Source organism: Streptomyces sp. AHA2 (genome assembly GCF_036857595.1).
In the GTDB taxonomy this organism is placed as follows: domain Bacteria; phylum Actinomycetota; class Actinomycetes; order Streptomycetales; family Streptomycetaceae; genus Streptomyces.
This window is the reverse complement of record NZ_JAUQWJ010000022.1, coordinates 72,272-89,035: the sequence shown is the minus strand read 5'-3', so window position 1 is coordinate 89,035 and position 16,764 is coordinate 72,272. Positions and strand designations below refer to the sequence as shown.

General features: G+C 74.0%; 17 protein-coding genes. 15 read left to right on the top strand and 2 right to left on the bottom strand.

The window, feature by feature from the left end:
* The first annotated feature begins 41 nt into the window (after positions 1 to 41).
* The 11 genes from Q5694_RS30145 (at position 42) to Q5694_RS30095 (ending at position 11,690) form a co-directional block, all read left to right on the top strand.
* The gene (locus Q5694_RS30145; protein ID WP_333936639.1) at positions 42 to 2,876 is read left to right on the top strand and encodes a DEAD/DEAH box helicase; all 2,835 of its coding nucleotides are present in this window, start codon (positions 42 to 44) and stop codon (positions 2,874 to 2,876) included.
* The gene (locus Q5694_RS30140; RefSeq protein WP_333936638.1) at positions 2,876 to 4,165 is read left to right on the top strand and encodes an SWIM zinc finger family protein; all 1,290 of its coding nucleotides are present in this window, start codon (positions 2,876 to 2,878) and stop codon (positions 4,163 to 4,165) included. Before Q5694_RS30145 ends, Q5694_RS30140 begins: the two co-directional genes overlap by 1 nt.
* A 168-nt stretch (positions 4,166 to 4,333) precedes the next feature.
* Positions 4,334 to 5,827: an AMP-binding protein gene (locus Q5694_RS30135; protein ID WP_333936637.1), complete on the top strand. Its 1,494-nt coding sequence runs from the start codon at positions 4,334 to 4,336 to the stop codon at positions 5,825 to 5,827.
* A 1-nt stretch (position 5,828) separates the two neighbouring features.
* Complete coding sequence (locus tag Q5694_RS30130) at positions 5,829 to 6,092, top strand: acyl carrier protein (RefSeq protein WP_333936636.1); 264 nt, start codon at positions 5,829 to 5,831, stop codon at positions 6,090 to 6,092.
* A 2-nt stretch (positions 6,093 to 6,094) separates the two neighbouring features.
* Positions 6,095 to 7,138: an anthranilate phosphoribosyltransferase gene (locus Q5694_RS30125; protein WP_333936635.1), complete on the top strand. Its 1,044-nt coding sequence runs from the start codon at positions 6,095 to 6,097 to the stop codon at positions 7,136 to 7,138.
* Positions 7,131 to 8,066 (top strand): tryptophan synthase subunit alpha, encoded by a 936-nt coding sequence (gene trpA / locus Q5694_RS30120; protein ID WP_333936634.1) that lies wholly within the window; start codon positions 7,131 to 7,133, stop codon positions 8,064 to 8,066. Before Q5694_RS30125 ends, trpA begins: the two co-directional genes overlap by 8 nt.
* A 16-nt stretch (positions 8,067 to 8,082) precedes the next feature.
* Positions 8,083 to 8,457 carry an ectoine synthase gene (locus tag Q5694_RS30115; protein ID WP_333936633.1) on the top strand — a complete coding sequence of 125 codons (375 nt, stop codon included), beginning with the start codon at positions 8,083 to 8,085 and terminating at the stop codon, positions 8,455 to 8,457.
* Positions 8,457 to 9,596 (top strand): acyl-CoA dehydrogenase family protein, encoded by a 1,140-nt coding sequence (locus Q5694_RS30110; RefSeq protein WP_333936632.1) that lies wholly within the window; start codon positions 8,457 to 8,459, stop codon positions 9,594 to 9,596. The genes Q5694_RS30115 and Q5694_RS30110 overlap by 1 nt, the downstream gene beginning before the upstream one ends.
* A gap of 38 nt (positions 9,597 to 9,634) precedes the next feature.
* Positions 9,635 to 10,312 carry a transglutaminase-like domain-containing protein gene (locus tag Q5694_RS30105; RefSeq protein ID WP_333936631.1) on the top strand — a complete coding sequence of 226 codons (678 nt, stop codon included), beginning with the start codon at positions 9,635 to 9,637 and terminating at the stop codon, positions 10,310 to 10,312.
* Complete coding sequence (locus Q5694_RS30100; RefSeq protein WP_333936630.1) at positions 10,312 to 10,980, top strand: phosphoribosylanthranilate isomerase; 669 nt, start codon at positions 10,312 to 10,314, stop codon at positions 10,978 to 10,980. Before Q5694_RS30105 ends, Q5694_RS30100 begins: the two co-directional genes overlap by 1 nt.
* Positions 10,977 to 11,690 carry an indole-3-glycerol-phosphate synthase gene (locus tag Q5694_RS30095; RefSeq protein WP_333936629.1) on the top strand — a complete coding sequence of 238 codons (714 nt, stop codon included), beginning with the start codon at positions 10,977 to 10,979 and terminating at the stop codon, positions 11,688 to 11,690. Before Q5694_RS30100 ends, Q5694_RS30095 begins: the two co-directional genes overlap by 4 nt.
* 58 nt (positions 11,691 to 11,748) lie before the next feature.
* On the opposite strand, the gene Q5694_RS30090 is transcribed toward Q5694_RS30095, so the two are convergent.
* Entirely contained in the window at positions 11,749 to 12,333 is a 585-nt protein-coding gene (locus Q5694_RS30090; RefSeq protein ID WP_333936628.1) for a DUF2269 domain-containing protein, read from the bottom strand.
* Between the two features lie 176 nt (positions 12,334 to 12,509).
* Here Q5694_RS30090 and Q5694_RS30085 point away from each other — a divergent pair, with 176 nt between their 5' ends.
* Genes Q5694_RS30085 through Q5694_RS30070 form a run of 4 tightly spaced genes read left to right on the top strand, consistent with a single transcriptional unit; the run spans position 12,510 to position 15,808 of the window.
* Entirely contained in the window at positions 12,510 to 13,358 is an 849-nt protein-coding gene (locus tag Q5694_RS30085) for an NAD(P)H-binding protein (RefSeq protein ID WP_443040969.1), read from the top strand.
* The gene (locus Q5694_RS30080) at positions 13,355 to 14,398 is read left to right on the top strand and encodes a zinc-binding dehydrogenase (RefSeq protein WP_333936626.1); all 1,044 of its coding nucleotides are present in this window, start codon (positions 13,355 to 13,357) and stop codon (positions 14,396 to 14,398) included. The genes Q5694_RS30085 and Q5694_RS30080 overlap by 4 nt, the downstream gene beginning before the upstream one ends.
* A gap of 49 nt (positions 14,399 to 14,447) precedes the next feature.
* Positions 14,448 to 14,891 carry an ester cyclase gene (locus tag Q5694_RS30075; protein WP_333936625.1) on the top strand — a complete coding sequence of 148 codons (444 nt, stop codon included), beginning with the start codon at positions 14,448 to 14,450 and terminating at the stop codon, positions 14,889 to 14,891.
* Entirely contained in the window at positions 14,888 to 15,808 is a 921-nt protein-coding gene (locus tag Q5694_RS30070; protein WP_333936624.1) for an MBL fold metallo-hydrolase, read from the top strand. The genes Q5694_RS30075 and Q5694_RS30070 overlap by 4 nt, the downstream gene beginning before the upstream one ends.
* 70 nt (positions 15,809 to 15,878) lie before the next feature.
* On the opposite strand, the gene Q5694_RS30065 is transcribed toward Q5694_RS30070, so the two are convergent.
* The gene (locus Q5694_RS30065; protein WP_333936623.1) at positions 15,879 to 16,757 is read right to left on the bottom strand and encodes an NmrA/HSCARG family protein; all 879 of its coding nucleotides are present in this window, start codon (positions 16,755 to 16,757) and stop codon (positions 15,879 to 15,881) included.
* Positions 16,758 to 16,764: the final 7 nt, after the last annotated feature.

The following is a 16,764-nucleotide window of genomic DNA, read 5'->3' as shown; positions in this document are numbered from 1 at the left end:
AACCGGTCGCGCCGGGCGGACGAAGAGGAATGCAGAGGGACATGGCAGTGACGACGAGTGTGCGCACCGGCGAACTCACCAAGTGCGCCGTGCTGTTCGAGGCGGCCGACCCGCCCCGCGCGGGCAGGGTGGTGTTCTGGGACGCGCAGGGCGGCTCACCACCGGTCGGGGAGGACGAACGCGGCGACGCCGGCGAGGCGGACGTCGTCGCCGTCGAGGACGGCGCACCCGTGACCCGCACCGTCCCGGTCGTGCGTCTGCCGGTCGCCGACGCCCTGCCCGTCCTGGCCGGCGCCGCCAGACCCGGGGCCCGGGGGGTGCACCCGGCCGCCGCCTTCTGGGGACGGGCGGCCGCGATCGCCCTGCACCTGGCCGCCCGCGAGCGCCTGCTGCCGGGCGTGAGCGCGGCCGGGTACGACGCCTGGCGCACGGGACCCCTGGACCTGGACGACGTGCGGCGCGTGCGGGAGCTGGCGGCCGCCGCGCCGCCCGAGGCGTACGCCGCCGCCCTCCCCGGCACGACCGGCGCGCACGTGCGCATGGCCGAACCCGAGGGCCTGGTCAGGGCGTTCCTGGACGCCGTCGCCGACGTGCTGCCCCGCACCCCCGCCGCCCACGCGGCGACCGGCCGGGCGGCGTTCGCGGCCGTCGAGCCCCAGCACGTGCCACAACTGCGGGCCTGGGCCGAGGAGATCTCGGCGGGGCTCGACTCCGGGGTGCGGGTCTCGCTGCGGGTCGAACTCGCCGAGGGCGCGCACGGGCAGGGAGGGGACCGGCCCGCCCTACGGCTCGTACCGCGCGCCCACAGTCTCGCCGACCCGACCCTCGCGCTCGACGCGGGCGAACTGTTCGAGAGCGCCGACCACGCGCTGGGACCGCGCGCCCAGGCCGACACCGTGCTCGCCGTCCGCCGCGCCTCGGGCGTGTGGCCACCGCTGGAGCGGCTGCTGCCCGTCCCGCACTCCATGGACCTGTCCGACCGGGACGTCACCGAGCTGCTGGGCGAAGGGGCCGGCCGGCTGCGCGCCCACGGCATCGACGTCCTGTGGCCCGAGGACGCCCACCGCTCGCTGACCGCCCGCGCCGTCGTCGGCGCCGACCTCGCGCCGCCCACCGACTTGCGCGACTTCTTCGGCGGTGACGGCACGGTCGGCCTGCGCTGGCAGCTCGACCTGGACGGCGATCCGCTGACCGAGGAGGAGATGGCGGCGGTGGCCGCGGGCCCACCCGTGGTGCGGCTGCGTGGCAGGTGGACCCTCGTCGGCGCGGACCTCGCCCGCAAGGCGCGCGACCGGCGGGTCGGCTCCCTCACCGCCATCGAGGCCCTCGCCGTCGCCCTGAGCGGATCCACGCGGATCGGCACCGAGCAGGTACCGGTCGCACCCACCGCCTGGCTGCTGGCGTTGCGGGCCCGTCTGTCCGACCCGGACGGCGGCGACGAACCGGTCCGGCAGCCGGCCGCGCTCACCGCCACCCTGCGCGACTACCAGCTGCGCGGCCTGCGCTGGCTGGACCGGATGACCTCGCTGGGCCTCGGCGGCTGCCTCGCCGACGACATGGGCCTGGGCAAGACCCTCCAGCTCATCGCGCTGCACCTGCTGCGCCGGGAGGCGGGCGGCCGCGGCCCCACGCTGGTCGTCTGCCCGGCCTCGCTGCTGGGCAACTGGCAACGGGAGGTGGGCAGGTTCGCCCCCGGCACCACCGTCCGCCGCTACCACGGACCCGGGCGCACCCTGGACGGTGCCGACGACGGGTTCGTGCTGACGACGTACGGCACCATGCGGCTCGACGCCGGGCAACTGGCGGAACACCGCTGGGGCATGGTCGTCGCCGACGAGGCCCAGCACGTCAAGAACCCGCACTCGGGCACCGCGAAGGCGCTGCGCCTCATCCCCGCCGACGCCAAGGTGGCGCTCACCGGCACGCCCGTGGAGAACAGCCTGTCCGAGCTGTGGGCGGTCCTGGACTGGACGACACCCGGACTGCTGGGCGGCTACGGCGAGTTCCGCCGGCGCTGGATGGCCCCGATCGAGGCGGAGCGTGCCGAGGGGGAACGGGCCACGGCCGCGCGCCTGGCCGGTCTCGTCCGGCCCTTCCTGCTGCGCCGCCGCAAGTCCGACCCGGGCATCGCACCGGAACTGCCGCCCAAGACCGAGACGGACCGGCCGGTCGCGCTCACCGCCGAGCAGTCGTCCCTCTACCGCACGCAGGTGCAGGAGGTGATGGCGCGGATCCGCGGCAGCGAGGGCATCGCCCGCAACGGCCTGGTCCTGAAGCTGCTCACCGGGCTGAAGCAGATCTGCAACCACCCCGCCCAGTTCCTCAAGGAGGAGGGCACGGCGCTCGCCGGACGATCCGGGAAGCTGGAGCTGCTCGACGAACTCCTCGGCACGATCATCGCCGAGGGCGGCGCCGCCCTCGTGTTCACGCAGTACGTCGCCATGGCCCGGCTGCTGGAGCGCCACCTGCGGGAGCGGGGCGTGCCCGTGCAGCTCCTGCACGGCGGCACGCCCGTGCCCAGGCGCGAGGAGCTGGTGCAGCGCTTCCAGGACGGTGAAGTACCCGTGTTCCTGCTGTCGCTGAAGGCGGCGGGCACCGGGCTGAACCTCACCCGCGCCGACCACGTCGTGCACTACGACCGCTGGTGGAACCCCGCGGTGGAGGCACAGGCCACGGACCGCGCCTACCGCATCGGCCAGACCCGGCCGGTCCAGGTCCACCGGCTGATCGCCGAGGGCACCGTCGAGGACCGCATCGCCGCCCTGCTGGAGTCCAAGAAGGAACTGGCGGACGCGGTGCTGGGCACGGGCGAACAGGCACTGACGGAGCTGACGAACGACGAGCTGGCCAACCTGGTCGAGCTGAGGAGCGAGTGATGGGCGAGGCACAGGGAAGCGGTGCACGGGGCTTTCCCGCCTTCGCGGCGCGCAAGGGCGGGCGCGCCCGCGGCCAGTCGTTCTGGGCCAAGGCGTGGACCGAGGCCGTGGAGGACACCTGGCCGGAGGAGGAGTCGCTGAAGAGGGGGCGGGCCTTCGCACGCTCCGGGCGGATCGGCCCCGTCACCGTCAGCCCGGGGCGCATCGCCGCAGAGGTGTACGGGGGTGAGACCGCGTACACGACCGTGGTCACGCTCGCCGAGCTGGACGCGGGGGAGTGGGAGCTGCTCTGGGAGAAGGCCGCCGACCGGCCCGAGGTGACGGAGGAACTGCTCGGCGGTGAGCTGCCGGAGGACTTCCTGGAAGCCGTGGAGGACGCCCGGGTGCGGATGCTGCCCGGGTACGGCGACCTGGACGCGGACTGCGACTGCGACGAGCTGGAGCACCCGTGTCCGCATGCCACGGCGCTGTGCTACCAGGTGTCCTGGCTGCTCGACGCGGAGCCCTGGCTGCTGCCGCTGATGCGGGGCCGAGACCTCGACGAGGCCGTGGAGGAACTGAAGTCCGAGCTGCTGCTGCGGGCCATGACGGGCGCCGAGGACGACGAACACGACCAGGAGGACGACGGCGAGGGGTCCGGGGAGGACACCGGGGGCCCGGCCGGGACACCGCCGGGCGTCGACCCGGTGGCGGCGTGGGCTCGGGGCGCTGCGCCGCTGCCCGCGCCGCCACCACTGCCCGCCGCGCCGGCCGGCGGCGACGAACCCGTCACCGGCATCGAGGCCGACCCGCTGGAGCAGCTCGTCGCCGACGCGGCGGTGCGGGCACGCGCACTGCTCGCCTACGCCCTCGGGCTGACCGCGGAGCCCGCGCCGCCCCTCGATCCGTGGCAGGACACCGTGCGGATCGCCGCCACGCACCCGGATCCGAGGGTGGCCGAGCGGCTGCGCGGAACCTGCGGCAGGCCGCCCCGGGAGCTGGACCGTGCGGTCCGGGCCTGGCGCACCGGCGGGGCGGCCGGGCTGGAGGTGCTGGAGCACACCTGGCCGCCGTCCCCTCAGGAGACCGCCCGCGCCCGGTCGGCGCTCCAGGCGTGCTGGGAGGCCGACGAGCTGCCCGGGCTGGACGTACGGGACAACCACTGGACCCTGGCCGGACAGGGCGTCCAGCTGCGCCTGGGCCGCGACGGCCGGTGGTATCCCTACCGCGAGGAGTCGGGCGCGTGGTGGCCCGCCGGGGCGCCGCACAGCGACCCGGCGGACGCGCTCGGGGAACTGACCGGCGGCTGACAGCCGCACGGCGCGAGGGGCCGCGTTCACCCGCCCGGTGACGCGGCCCCTCGGCGTACGTCGGTGCCTCGCAGCCGGCGGGCAAGTGCAGCGGGGCTCCATCCATCCTCCAGACGGCGCGACCACCATCGGAATCCGCAGGACGCAAGGCGAACCGGGGGAGGGGCCGTGAGCGGAAGCGCGGGTGGGACGCAGGGCCGTCACGGTCTGCTCGACGGCGTGGTCGGACAGGCACGCCGCACGCCCCGGGCGACGGCCCTGGTGTGGCGGGACGAGGAGATCGACTACGGAACGCTGCTGCACCTCACGGCGCAGGAGCGCGACCGCATCGCGAGGCTGCCGGGCGACGAACCGGTCGCCGTGCCCGCCGTGAAGTCACCCGCCACGATCGCGCTGGTCCTGGCCTGCCTGCTGCAGCGGCGGCCGGTGCTGCTGCCCGCCGCGACGCTCGGCCGGGACGCCCTGGACCGGCTGCACCGGCAGGCCGGCGTCCGGGAGGTGCTGCGGCCCTCCGCCACCGTCACCCGGGGACCGCGGACGGGCACACCGGCGCACCCCGCGCCGTGCACCGGCCGGCCCGCCCTGCTGCTGACCACCTCCGGCTCCACCGGCCTGCCGAAGATCGTCCCGCTGCACACGGACGCCCTCGACGCCTTCGGCGACTGGGCCGCCGCCGCCTTCGGCATCGCACCGGGCACCACGGTCCTCAACTACGCGCCGCTCAACTTCGACCTGTGCCTGCTGGACGTGTGGACCACCCTCGCCCACGGCGGCCGCGTCGTCCTCGTCGACCCCGACCACGCGCTGGACGGAGCGCGTCTGCTCGGCCTGCTCCGGCGGCACCGGGTGCACGTCGTCCAGGCCGTGCCCATGTTCTTCCGGCTGCTCACCGACGCGGCGGACGCCACCGGGACGTCCCTGCCCGCCGTGCGGCACGCCATGTTCACCGGCGACGCCATGCCCGGGCCGCTGCTCGACCGGCTGGCCGGCCTGCTGCCCGGAGCCCGGCTCCACAACATCTACGGATGCACCGAGACCAACGACAGCTTCATCCACGAGGTCGACTCCCGCGCCCCCGCGGCGTCACCCCTGCCCATCGGCGTGCCGCTGCCCGGAGTCGAGGCGCTCGTCGTCGCGGACGGCGGCGCGGTCCTCGACGGCCCCGGCACGGGCGAACTGCTCGTCTCCACACCGTTCCAGACGCGCGGCTACCTCGGTGCCGCCGCCGCCCGCCAGGTCTTCGCGGCGCATCCCGGGGGTGACGACGGGCGGCGCTACTTCCGCAGCGGCGACCTGGTGCACAGGCACCCGGACGGCTCCCTCACCCTCGAGGGCCGCACCGACCACCAGGTCAAGGTGCGCGGAGTGCGGGTCAACACCCAGGAGGTGGAGCACCTGCTGCTCGGCCACGGCGAGGTCACCGAGGCGGCCGTCGTGGCCCTGCCCGACCCCGTCGCCGGGCGCCTGCTGCACGCGGTCGTCCGGCGTGCACCGGGTTCGGGCCTCAACAGCCTGACGCTGCGCGGGCACCTGGCCCGCCGGCTGCCCCGGGCGGCGGTCCCGGCCGTGCTGCGGATCACCGACGACGCGCTGTCCCGTACCTCCACCGGCAAGGTCGACCGCGACCGGGTCGCTTCGGCCCACTTCAACAAGGAGAACTGACATGCAGTACGTTCAGGCCGTCAAGGCGTTCGTCGTCGAGGAGTTCCTGCCCGACGTGGCCGCCCACGAACTGGCCGACGACTACGACCTCGTGGACAACGGCGTCATCGACAGCCTCGGGCTGCTCAAGGTGATCGCCTGGCTGGAGGACCGCTACGGGGTCGACACGGACGCCGTCGACCTCGACCCGGAGTCCTTCACCTCCGTCGCGGCGATCGCCGCGTTCCTCGCGGACGCGCCGCGCGAGCACGCGGGGGCCGCGTAGCCATGCACGAGGCGGTCGTCTCGCTCATCGGCCGGGACCGTCCGGTGGAGCTGCCGGTGTGGAGGTCGTTCTGGGACCGGCTCCACACGGGAGACCTGCGCCGGGGGGAGGCCACGGCTCTGCTGGCCTCCCTGTCCACCCGGATGCCCGACCGGGTCACCCTGCGCGCGTTCCTCGACTCGCTCGCCGAGCGCCGTCCCGCCCCTCCCGCCGACGGATTCGGGACGGCCGTCAACATCGTCGGCACCGGGGGCGGGCCGCGCACCTTCAACATCTCCACGGCCGCCGCGTTCGTGGCCGCGGCGATGGGGGTGCGGGTCGTCAAGACCGGCTCGCGGGCCTACACCAGCGGCTGCGGTTCCCTGGACCTGCTGGAACAGCTGGGGATCACCCCCACGACGTCGTACGAGCAGACCCGGGAGGTCCTTCGGCGCTGCGGCATCGCCTTCGCCGGGTACTTCGTGTACCCGCGCGAGATCGCGCTGCTCGCGCGGGCCGTCGCACCGCTCGACATACGGTTGCTGGGCTCGTTCGTCAACACCCTCGGCCCCTTCCTGGCCGACGTGCCGGTGGCCGCTCAGGTGACCGGCGTGTCCCGCCCGGCGGCGCTGCAGGCCCTGCGGCACGCCGCCGTGCACACCTCCCGTGCCACCGGCCGCACCGTGTGGCTGGCCGACAACGCCGCCGGCGCCGACGAGTTCCTCGCCTTCACCGCCAACCGGGTGCACGCCTACGACGCCGGCGCCGAGGACGAGTTCACGCTCGTGCCCGCGGCACTGGACCTGGGGGCCGGTGACCTGGCCGACCTGGCCCCGGCCGAGGACGGGGTGCGGGGCGCCGCCTCGAAGTTCCAGGAGGTGCTGGCCGGGCGCGGCAGCCCGGCGGCGACCCAGACCGTCTGCCTCAACGCCGCGGCGCTCGCGGTCGCCGGCCGGCTCACCGGTGACTGGCACCAGGCGCTGGGCGCCGCACGCGCCACCCTGCACAACGGCTCGGCGCTGCGACTGCTCGAGCGGCTGCGCACACCGGAGGCCGCCCATGCCTGACGGTTTCCCCGCCACCCGGATACCGGGCCGCCCCCGCGGTCTGCCGCCCGCACCCGGCACGTCGAGAGGTGCCGCGCGGACCGACTCCCGGGCGGACGGCGCCGACGGGCACGGCGCAGGGGGGCACGGGTTCTTCGCCCGTCGGCGGCCCGGGCGGCCCGGGCTGGCCGTGTTCGTCAACGCGGGCGATCCGCCGCTCGGCACGCTGCCCGAGTTCGCCGCGATGCTCGACGACAGCGACGTCGACTGCCTCGAACTGGCCGTCCCCTTCCCCGACTCGGTCACCGACGGCCCCGTGATCCGGCGGTCCGCCGACCGGGCCCTGGCCACCGGCGTCACACTGAGCGGCGTCCTGCAGGCGGTGGCCGCCGTACGGCCCCGGCTGCGGCGGCTGCGGATCGCCCTGCTCGCCGACTGGAGCCACACCGTCAAAGGCCGGGACCTGGGCGACTTCGCCCGGTCCGTCGCCGACGCCGGCTGCGACGGGCTGCTGCTGCACGGACTGCCGCCCCGGCTGCGCACCGCCCACTACGAGGCCGCCGACCGGGCCGGGCTGCCCCTGGTCACCACCTGCTACGCCGTCTCCGGCACCGCGACCGCGGCCGAGGCGGCCCGGCACGCCTCGGCCTACCTCTACCTGGTCGCCCACTACGGCCGCAGCGGCACCACCGCCCCACCCGACCGGGAACGGCTCGCCGCCGTCCTCGGCACGCTGCGGCCCGCGACCCGGGCCCCGGTCGCCGTCGGCTTCGGCGTCCGTACAGCGGCCGACATCGCCGCCCTGGAAGCACTCGGCGCGGATGCCGCGGTCGTCGGCAGCGCCGGCGTGGCCAGGATCGAACAGGCCCTGGACACCGGGCGCGACCCGGTGGAGGAGTTCGCCTCCTTCGCGGCCCGGCTGCGCCACCCCACCGTCCCCACCACCTGACCGAAGGGATCTCACCGTGATCATCCGCACGCTCGACAGCGTCCACTGCGTCGACTGGGGCAACGGCCTCAGCCGCCGGTTCCTCACCGAGTCCGACGGCCTCGGGTACACCGTCACCGACACGATCGTGCGGGCCGGCACCAAGTCGCGGCTGGAGTACCGCCGCCACCTGGAGGCCTGCTACTGCATCAGCGGCAGCGGCGAGGTCGTCGACATGGCCGGGACCTCCCACCCCATCATCCCCGGCACCCTCTACGCCCTCGACCAGCACGACGCGCACTGGCTGATCGCCGGTCCGCACGAGGACCTGCGCCTGGTGTGCATGTTCACCCCGGCGCTGCGCGGCGACGAACGCCACAACCTGGACTCGTCCGAGTTCTCCCAGTACTGATGATCACGTGGACGGACGAACAGCAGCGGCTGCGCGACAGTCTGGCACCGCTGCTGGACAAGCTCAGCGCCGGGCACGTCGAACGTGACGCCGAGGCCGCCTTCCCCCGCGAGCAGTGGGACCTGCTGCGTGCCTCCGGCATCCTGGGCCTGCCCTTCGACGAGCGGTGGGGCGGCCTCGGACAGGACCTGCTGACCACGATGTACGTCCTGGAGGGTCTGGGCCAGGGCTGTCGCGACGCGGGGCTCAACTTCTCCGTGTGCAGCCACCTGGTCAGCACCGGCGTCCCCCTGCACCGGTTCGGCTCCCCGGAGCTGAAGGACCGCTACCTGCCGGCTCTGTGCTCCGGCGACCTGATCGGCGCCCACGCCATCAGCGAGCCCGACAGCGGGTCGGACGCGCTGGCGATGCGCACCCGCGCCGTACGGGACGGCGACGACTTCGTCCTCAACGGCAGCAAGGCCTTCGTGAGCAACGGCCCGGTCGCCGACGTGGTCACCGTGTACGCGCGCACCAGCGACCGCCCCGGCCCGCTGAGCATCACCGCCTTCCTGGTCGACCGCGCCACGCCCGGCCTGACCGTCGGCGGACCGGTCGCCAAGATGGGGCTGCGCACCTCGCCGCTGTGCGAGCTGTTCCTCGACGACTGCCGCGTCCCCGCCTCGCGGGTCGTGGGCCGCCCCGGCGGCGGCTTCCTCGTCCTGGACCACGTGATGCGCTGGGAGATCCTCTGCTCCTTCGTCATCAACGCGGGGGAGATGCGCGACCGCGTGGAGCGCTGCACCGAGTACGCCCGCACCCGGACCCAGTTCGGGCAGCCGATCGGCTCCTACCAGGCCGTGTCCCACAAGATCGTGGACATGGACGTCGGCGCCGAGACGGCCCGGCAGTGGCTGTACTCCACCGCCCGCAAACTGATGGCCGGGCAGAACGTCACCCGTGACATCGCCATCGCCAAGCTCGTCACCAGCGAGGCCAACGTCGCCTCCGCGCTCGCCGCCGTCCAGATCTTCGGGGGCAACGGCTACATGGCCGAGTACGGCGTCGAGCAGGAGCTGCGCAACTCGGTCGCCGGGACCATCTACTCCGGCACGTCCGAGATCCAGCGCAACCGCATCGCCTCGATGCTCGGCCTCTGAGCACACGTCGACACCCAACGGAAGCGGACCACGCCACCATGACCCTCCACTCCGCCCTGGCGGCGACCGAGTTCATCGACCACCACAGCCCCGAAGTGCGCGACTTCGTCCGCCGCGCGCTGCCGGCGACCGCCACCACCCCCACCGAACGCGCCGTGGCCCTGTACTACGCCGTGCGTGACGGCATCCACTACGAGGTGTACGGCGCGGACCTGTCCCGCGAGGGTCTGCGCGCGAGCCGAGTGGTGCGCACCGGCTCCGGCATGTGTCTGCACAAGTCGGTCCTGTACACGGCCGGGCTGCGCTCGCTGGGCGTCCCGGCGCGCCTGGTGCTGACCGACGTGCGCAACCACCTCGCCTCCGAGCGGCTGAAGCGGCTGCTGGGCGGTGACGTGTTCCACCAGCACGGGCTGACCTCGGTGCTGCTGGAGGACCGCTGGGTGAGGGCGACGCCGGTGTTCAACAAGACGCTGTGCCGGCTGTACCGGATGGCGCCGCTGGACTTCGACGGCACCGCCGACAGCCTGCACCACCCCTTCGACCTGAAGGGGCGCAGGCAGATGGAGTTCCTGCGCGAGCACGGCGAGTTCGACGACCTGCCCTACGAGTGGCTGATCGGCGACCTGCGGGCCGCGCACCCGGGACTGTTCGAGGACGGGGCGGACGGCTCGGGCGACCGGCTCGCGCGCGGTTCCCTCGTCGGTGAGGCGGTGTAGTGCTCGTCAAGATCTGCGGTGCGACGAGCGCCGCCGAGGTGCGGGGCGTCGCCGACGCCGGGGCGGACCTGGTCGGGCTGTGGCACGGGGTGCCCGGGGGCCGGGCCGACCTGCCGGCCGGACGGCTCGCCGACCTCACCGCCGAGGCGCGCGCGACCGGACGCCTGGAGGCGGTGCTGGTCACCTTCGCCACCGACGTCGAGGCACTGGCCGGCCTCACGGGCGCGGGCGGCCCCTCCTGGATCCAGCTGCACGGCTACCAGCCGCCCGGCACGGTGCGTGCCCTGCGGGCCCTGGTCCCCGACGGCGTACGCATCGTCAAGGTGCTGCACGTCGACGGGGGTTCCTGTGTGGAGGCGCGACTGATCGGCGCGTACGAACGGGCCGGTGCGGACTGCTTCCTGCTCGACGCGGTCGCAGCGGGCGGACGCGTGGGCAGTACCGGGGCGAGCCTGGACGACGGCACGGTGACCGGACTGGCCGACCGCATGCAACGGCCGTTCCTGCTCGCGGGCGGGCTCGGCGCGGGCAACCGGCACCGGTTCGCCGGTACTCGCGCCCACCCCCGGTTCCTCGGCATCGACGTCGACTCGGCCGCCCGTGGCGAGGACGGTCTGCTGGCCGCGGGGAGCGCCGCGGCCGTGACCCGCGCCTGGAGGGCGGCATGAGGTTCACCGACGCGCTCCTGGCGGCCCCACGGCCCGTGATCATGGAGGTCAAGCGGCAGGACGCCGACGGCACCGACCTGCTGGGCGCGCGCTCGGTGACCGAGGTCGTCGCCGCCTACGAGGAGGCCGGGGCGCCGTGTATCTCCGTGGTCACCGGCCGCTGGTTCGGCGGCGGCGAGGCGCTGCTGGAAGGGGTCGCCGCTTCGACGCGCCTGCCCCTGCTGCGCAAGGACTTCCTCACCAGCCGGCGCCAGCTCGAACGCAGCCGTGACCTGGGCGCCTCCGCCGTGCTGCTGACCGTACGGCTGCTGCCCGGCGGCGTACTGGCCCGGCTGGTGGACCACGCCCTGGAGCTCGGGCTGACCCCGTTCGTGGAGGTCGCCGACGCGGCGGAGGCGGCGGCGGTGCCGAGGGCCGGGCGGTGCGTGGTCGCCGTCAACAACAAGGACATCACCACCCGTGAACGCCTGCCCGGCGACCTCGAGCGCAGCTCCACGCTGCTGCCGGCCGTGCGGGAGACCGGCGCCCGCTGCGCGGTCAGCGCCAGCGGCATCGCCGGCCCCGAGGACGCGGCCCGGTTGCTCGACGAGGGGTTCGACGGCCTGCTCATCGGCACGGGTCTGCTGCGCGCCCCGCACCCGGCGCACTGGTGCACCGCCCTGGACGCCGCACGCGAACGGCCCGGGGCCTTGCCGGGCGTCCCCGGGTAGAAGGACGTCCGGCCCGCCCCGTGGGGGCGGACCGGACGTCCGGGACGGGCCGGTCGCGTCAGGTGCGGCGGGGGCGGGCCGTGGCGCGGCGGCCGCGGGCCGTGCGGCCCCAGGGTTTGTAGACGGAGATGACCGCCGCCGCGGTGAGCAGCACGAACAGCGCGGGAACGCTCCACACCAGGAAGTCGGCCGGCCAGCCCGGGTTCGGGGGCGCACCGCCGGCCTCGGCCGTGTTCTCGGTGGCCTTCATGACGATCGGGTGGATGACGAACCACGCGAAGATCGTCATGAACAGGGTGATGACCCACTTGGCGACGATCCACCAGTGCAGCAGCAGACCCCAGGCCGTGCCGCAGGACAGCAGGATGCCGGAGATCGACGCGGTCACGCTGAACACCGTGACGCTGGTGTCGTCGAACACGTACATGGCGTAGTACACGCCCTTGGCGACCGCCGCGTCGTCCGTGGTGAATCCCATGAGGGCTAGGACGGCCATGGACAGCGACAGGCCGACCCAGCCGACGGACGTGACGACGTGGACGGCCAGGGTCAACTTGCGGCCCCGGCGGCTCAGTTCGAATCTCTTCTTCTTCCGGGCGGCCTGCTGCCCGGTCTTTCCGGGCGTGGTCGTGGGAGCGGACAAAACGCTGCCTCGCCTTCATGTCCTGTGGGATGTGGTGGCCGTTGCCATCGTTCCCCCTTCCGCTCGAGGCGGGGTCGAGGCGGTCGACCGCCTCTCCGGGCATCCTCCAGCGGCGTTCCCGACGCTGGGCACCACTCACTGACCGACGAACTCGTGGAGCAGGCGTGACAATTCTCGTGACAGGTGCGACAGGATCGGTGGGCCGTCATGTGGTCGGGCGGCTCGTGGCCGCGGGCGCCGCGGTGCGGGCGCTGACCAGGAATCCGGCCACCGCCGGGCTTCCCGAGGGTGTGGACGTCTTCGAGGGCGACCTCACCCGCCCCGACACGCTGCGCGCGGCGCTGCACGGGGTGGAGCGCCTCTATCTCTTCCCGGTCCCGGAGACGAGCCGCGAGGTCGTCGCGGCCGCCAAGGAGGCCGGGGTGCGGCGCATCGTCGTGCTGTCCTCGTCCTCCGTACTGGACGAGTCGGGCGACAACCACAGCGGTGAGCACCACCGCACCGTGGAACGGGCCGTGGAGGAGTCCGGCATCGACTGGACGTTCGTGCGCCCCGACGAATTCGCCACCAACGTCCTGTGGAAGTGGGGCCACTCCGTCCGTGCCGAGGGCGTGGTGCGCGCCCCGTACGGCAACGCCCCGCGCGTCCTGATCCACGAGGCGGACGTCGCCGCCGTCGCGGTGACCGCGCTGCTCGAGGACGGGCACGCGGGCAGGGCGTACGTGCTCACCGGGCCGGAGGCGATCACCCAGGCCGACCAGGTGCGTGCCCTCTCCGGTGCGCTGGGGCGCGAGATCCGCTTCGAGGAGATCACACCCGACCAGGCCCGTGAGCTGATGGGCCGGGCCATGCCGGCGCCGGTCGTGGAGATGGTGCTGGGCTACCTGGCCGACGCGACGGTCAACCCGCCCGCGGTCCTGGACACCGTCGAGCGTGTCACCGGCGTGCCCGCGCGGACCTTCGCCCAGTGGGCGGCCGACCACGCCGCCGACTTCGCCCCCGTGGCCGAGGAGGTGGCCGCATGACCGCCGACGCCGGCCTCGGCACCGCGCTCAGCGGCGCGAAGGTCACCATGACGGGCAGCGGCAGGCCCGAGGAGCGGCTCGTCACCGCCCGCGAGGCGGCCCCCTCGGCGGGCCGCGGCAAGGTGGTGGTGCGCGTCGAGGCGGCGGGCGTGTCGTTCGCCGAGGTGCAGATGCTGCAGCACCTGCATCCCTTCCCGCCCGGGTTCCCCTTCGTGCCCGGCTACGACCTGGTGGGACGGATCACCGAGGTCGGGGAGGGCGTCACCGGGTGGCGCACCGGGGACCGGGTCGCCGCCATGCCCCGCTACGGTGCCTGGCAGGAGTACGTCGAGACCGCCGCCAAGGACCTGGCCCCGGTGCCCGAGGAGCTGGACGCGGCCGAGGCGGTGGCCCTGGTCACCAACGGGGTGACCGCCTACCAGATGCTGGACCGGCTGACCGGCCTGGCCCCCGGCGACACCGTGCTGGTGCACGGCGCGAGCGGCGGCGTGGGCACCCTGCTGACCCAGCTCGCCGTCCACCGCGGCCTGCGGGTCATCGGCACCGCGTCGCCCGCCAAGCACGACGCCGTACGCGCGCTGGGCGCCGAGCCGCTCGACTACCGCACGCCCGACCTGACGGCCGCGGTGCGCGAGCTGGCGCCGCAGGGTGTGGCGGCCGTCTTCGACCACATCGGCGGCCGGGGCCTCGACGCCGGCTGGGCGATGCTCGCCGAGGGCGGCACGCTGGTGTCGTTCGACTCCTCCGTCGCCGGATACCGGCCGGGGCAGTGGTTCCGCCCGCACGTCCCGGCACTGGTGCGCACGGGCCGGCGCTTCGTGGCACGCCTGCTGGGCCTGACGGGCGGGCGGCGGATGACGATGTACTACGTCAAGCCGGGCACGGCCTTCAACACCGCTCTGGACGCCCTGTACGAGCTGCTGGCCGAGGGCGTGCTGAAGCCCCAGATCGCCGGCCGGCACCCCCTGGACGGGGCCGCCACCGCGCTGCGGGAGCTGCTGGACGGGCGGTCCGTCGGCAAGCACGTCCTGCTTCCCTGAACGTCCCCGGCCCTCGTCGCCCTCACCCCACGATCACGAAGGACCCATCATGACCACGACACTGACCGAGCCGTCCGTCCAGGAGCGCAACAAGCAGATCGCGCTCGACTGCGCCGCCGCCTGGAACCGCTGGGAGCTGGACGGCATCATCAAGCACTGGGCGCCGGACATCCGGCACTTCTCCGAGGACCGTCCCGTCGACACCCAGCAGATGATCGGGGCGATGCAGGGCGGCCTCGCCGCCTTCCCCGACCTGCACCTGGACGTCAGAAGCGCCGTCTCCGAGGGCGACCGGGTGATCCTGCGGATCACCGTGACGGCCACCCACCTGGGCGAGTTCATGGGCAAGGCCCCGACCGGCAAGAAGGTCACCTGGTTCATGCTGGAGGAGCTGCGTTTCGACGACGCCGGCCGGATCATCGAGCACTACGACGTGTTCAACTACCTGCCGATGCTCAAGGAGCTGGGCTTCGTCCCCTCGGACGTGCTGTGAGCACCGCCGCCGGCCTCGTGGGGGAGTTGACCGAGGTCGCCGACGGGGTGCACGCCTTCGTGCAGCCCGACGGCGGCTGGTGCCTGAACAACGCGGGCCTGGTCGCCGGTGACGACGGCCGCGGCGTGCTCGTCGACACCGCGGCGACCGAGGCCCGTGCGCGGCGGCTGCGCGAGGAGGTGCTGCGCGTGGCGGGCACGCCACCGCGCACGCTGGTCAACACGCACTTCCACGGCGACCACACCTTCGGCAACCACCTCTTCCCGGAGGCCGTCGTCGTCGCGCACGAGAAGACACGCTCGGACATGGCGGCCGCCGGACTGCACCTGACGTCGCTGTGGCCGGACGTGTGCTGGGGCGACATCCAACTCGCCCTGCCCGAGGTCACCTTCCGCGACACCCTCACCCTGCACGCCGGCGGCGTACGAGTGGAACTGCTGCACATGGGCCCGGCCGCGCACACCACCAACGACACCGCGGTGTGGCTGCCCGAGCAGCGGGTGCTGTTCACCGGCGACCTGGTGATGTCCGGGGTGACGCCGTTCTGCCTGATGGGCTCGGTCGGCGGGTCCCTGGACGCCCTGGAGCGCATGCGCCGCCTGGACCCGCTCGTGATCGTGCCCGGCCACGGACCGGTCGGCGGCGCCGAGGTGCTCGACGCCGACGAGGCCTACTTCCACTGGCTGCGCGACCTCGCCCGGCAGGGGGTGGCCGACGGGGCGAGCCCCCTGGAACTGGCCCGCGCCGCCGGACCGGGGCCTTTCGGCGGCTTGCTGGACGCCGAGCGGCTGGTGCCGAACCTGCACCGGGCCTACGCGGAGGAACGCGGCGCGGCGCCGGGCGAGGCACTGGACGTCCCGGCGCTGTTCCGGGAGATGACCGCCTACCACGGCGGGCTGCCCACCTGCCGCGCCTGAACGGGTGACGTGAACGCCGGCGGCCCTCCCCCTGGGGGAGGGCCGCCGGCGTTCGCGCGTGACGCAAGCGTCAGACGTCGATGCCCTTCAGATACGTGGCGAACGTCTGGAGCGCCGGATGCGCGGCACGCAGCGCGGGGATGTCCGCGCGGTAGCCGTGCTCCTGGAACCACTCGAACATCAGGGCGATCTCCGGGCCGTTCGGGATGTACGGGTTGGCGGCCACCGCGTCCAGGGGCAGCTCCTCGAAGCGGGCCGGCAGGCCGCTGCGGGCGGAGAACGCCTCGGCGATCGCGGTCGCCGTCAGCTCGTCTCCCGCCAGTTCCACGGCCCGCCCCAGGTACTCCTGCGGCCGGTCGAAGGCCTCGGCGGCGAAGTAGCCGATGTCGTCCACGGCGATGAACTGCACCCGCGTGTCCGGCTTCAGCGCCAGCTGCACCACCAGCGTGCCGTCGACGTTCCGCGGACCGTGCGCGGCGAAGTTGTCCATGAAGAACGTCGGGCGCAGCACCGTCGTCGGCACGCCCAGCTCCTCCAGGTACCGCTCGATGTGCCGCTTGGAGTCGAAGTGCGGCACGCCGCTGCCTCGTTCGGCGCCGCCCACCGAGCTGTACACCACATGGGCGATCCCGGTGGCCTTCGCCGCCCGGGCCACCGCCCGGCCCTGGCGGACCTCGCCGCCCAGACCCTTGGGGGTCATGAAGTTCTGCACGGAGAACACCCCGTGCGCACCCTCCATGGCCGCGCGCAGCGACGCCTCGTCGTCCAGGTCGCCGGTGACCAGCCGCACGCCGAGCGCGGCCAGCGCGCGGGCCGCCTCGGACTGCGGGTCACGCACCAGCGCGGCCGTGTCCCGGCCGCGCCGCACCAGTTCCCGTGCGGTGGCGCCGCCCTGGAGGCCGGTGGCCCCGATCACCAGGATCGGGCCGTTCGCCTCGGTCGTCGTCATGTCGTTC

Excerpts from the sequence above, each read along its gene's own strand:
- Q5694_RS30145 (WP_333936639.1), top strand. The coding sequence starts at position 42 with ATGGCAGTGACGACGAGTGTGCGCACCGGCGAACTCACCAAGTGCGCC.
- Q5694_RS30140 (WP_333936638.1), top strand. The coding sequence starts at position 2,876 with ATGGGCGAGGCACAGGGAAGCGGTGCACGGGGCTTTCCCGCCTTCGCG.
- Q5694_RS30130 (WP_333936636.1), top strand. The coding sequence starts at position 5,829 with ATGCAGTACGTTCAGGCCGTCAAGGCGTTCGTCGTCGAGGAGTTCCTG.
- Q5694_RS30125 (WP_333936635.1), top strand. The coding sequence starts at position 6,095 with ATGCACGAGGCGGTCGTCTCGCTCATCGGCCGGGACCGTCCGGTGGAG.
- trpA (WP_333936634.1), top strand. The coding sequence starts at position 7,131 with ATGCCTGACGGTTTCCCCGCCACCCGGATACCGGGCCGCCCCCGCGGT.
- Q5694_RS30110 (WP_333936632.1), top strand. The coding sequence starts at position 8,457 with ATGATCACGTGGACGGACGAACAGCAGCGGCTGCGCGACAGTCTGGCA.
- Q5694_RS30105 (WP_333936631.1), top strand. The coding sequence starts at position 9,635 with ATGACCCTCCACTCCGCCCTGGCGGCGACCGAGTTCATCGACCACCAC.
- Q5694_RS30095 (WP_333936629.1), top strand. The coding sequence starts at position 10,977 with ATGAGGTTCACCGACGCGCTCCTGGCGGCCCCACGGCCCGTGATCATG.
- Q5694_RS30080 (WP_333936626.1), top strand. The coding sequence starts at position 13,355 with ATGACCGCCGACGCCGGCCTCGGCACCGCGCTCAGCGGCGCGAAGGTC.
- Q5694_RS30075 (WP_333936625.1), top strand. The coding sequence starts at position 14,448 with ATGACCACGACACTGACCGAGCCGTCCGTCCAGGAGCGCAACAAGCAG.
- Q5694_RS30065 (WP_333936623.1), bottom strand. The coding sequence starts at position 16,757 with ATGACGACGACCGAGGCGAACGGCCCGATCCTGGTGATCGGGGCCACC.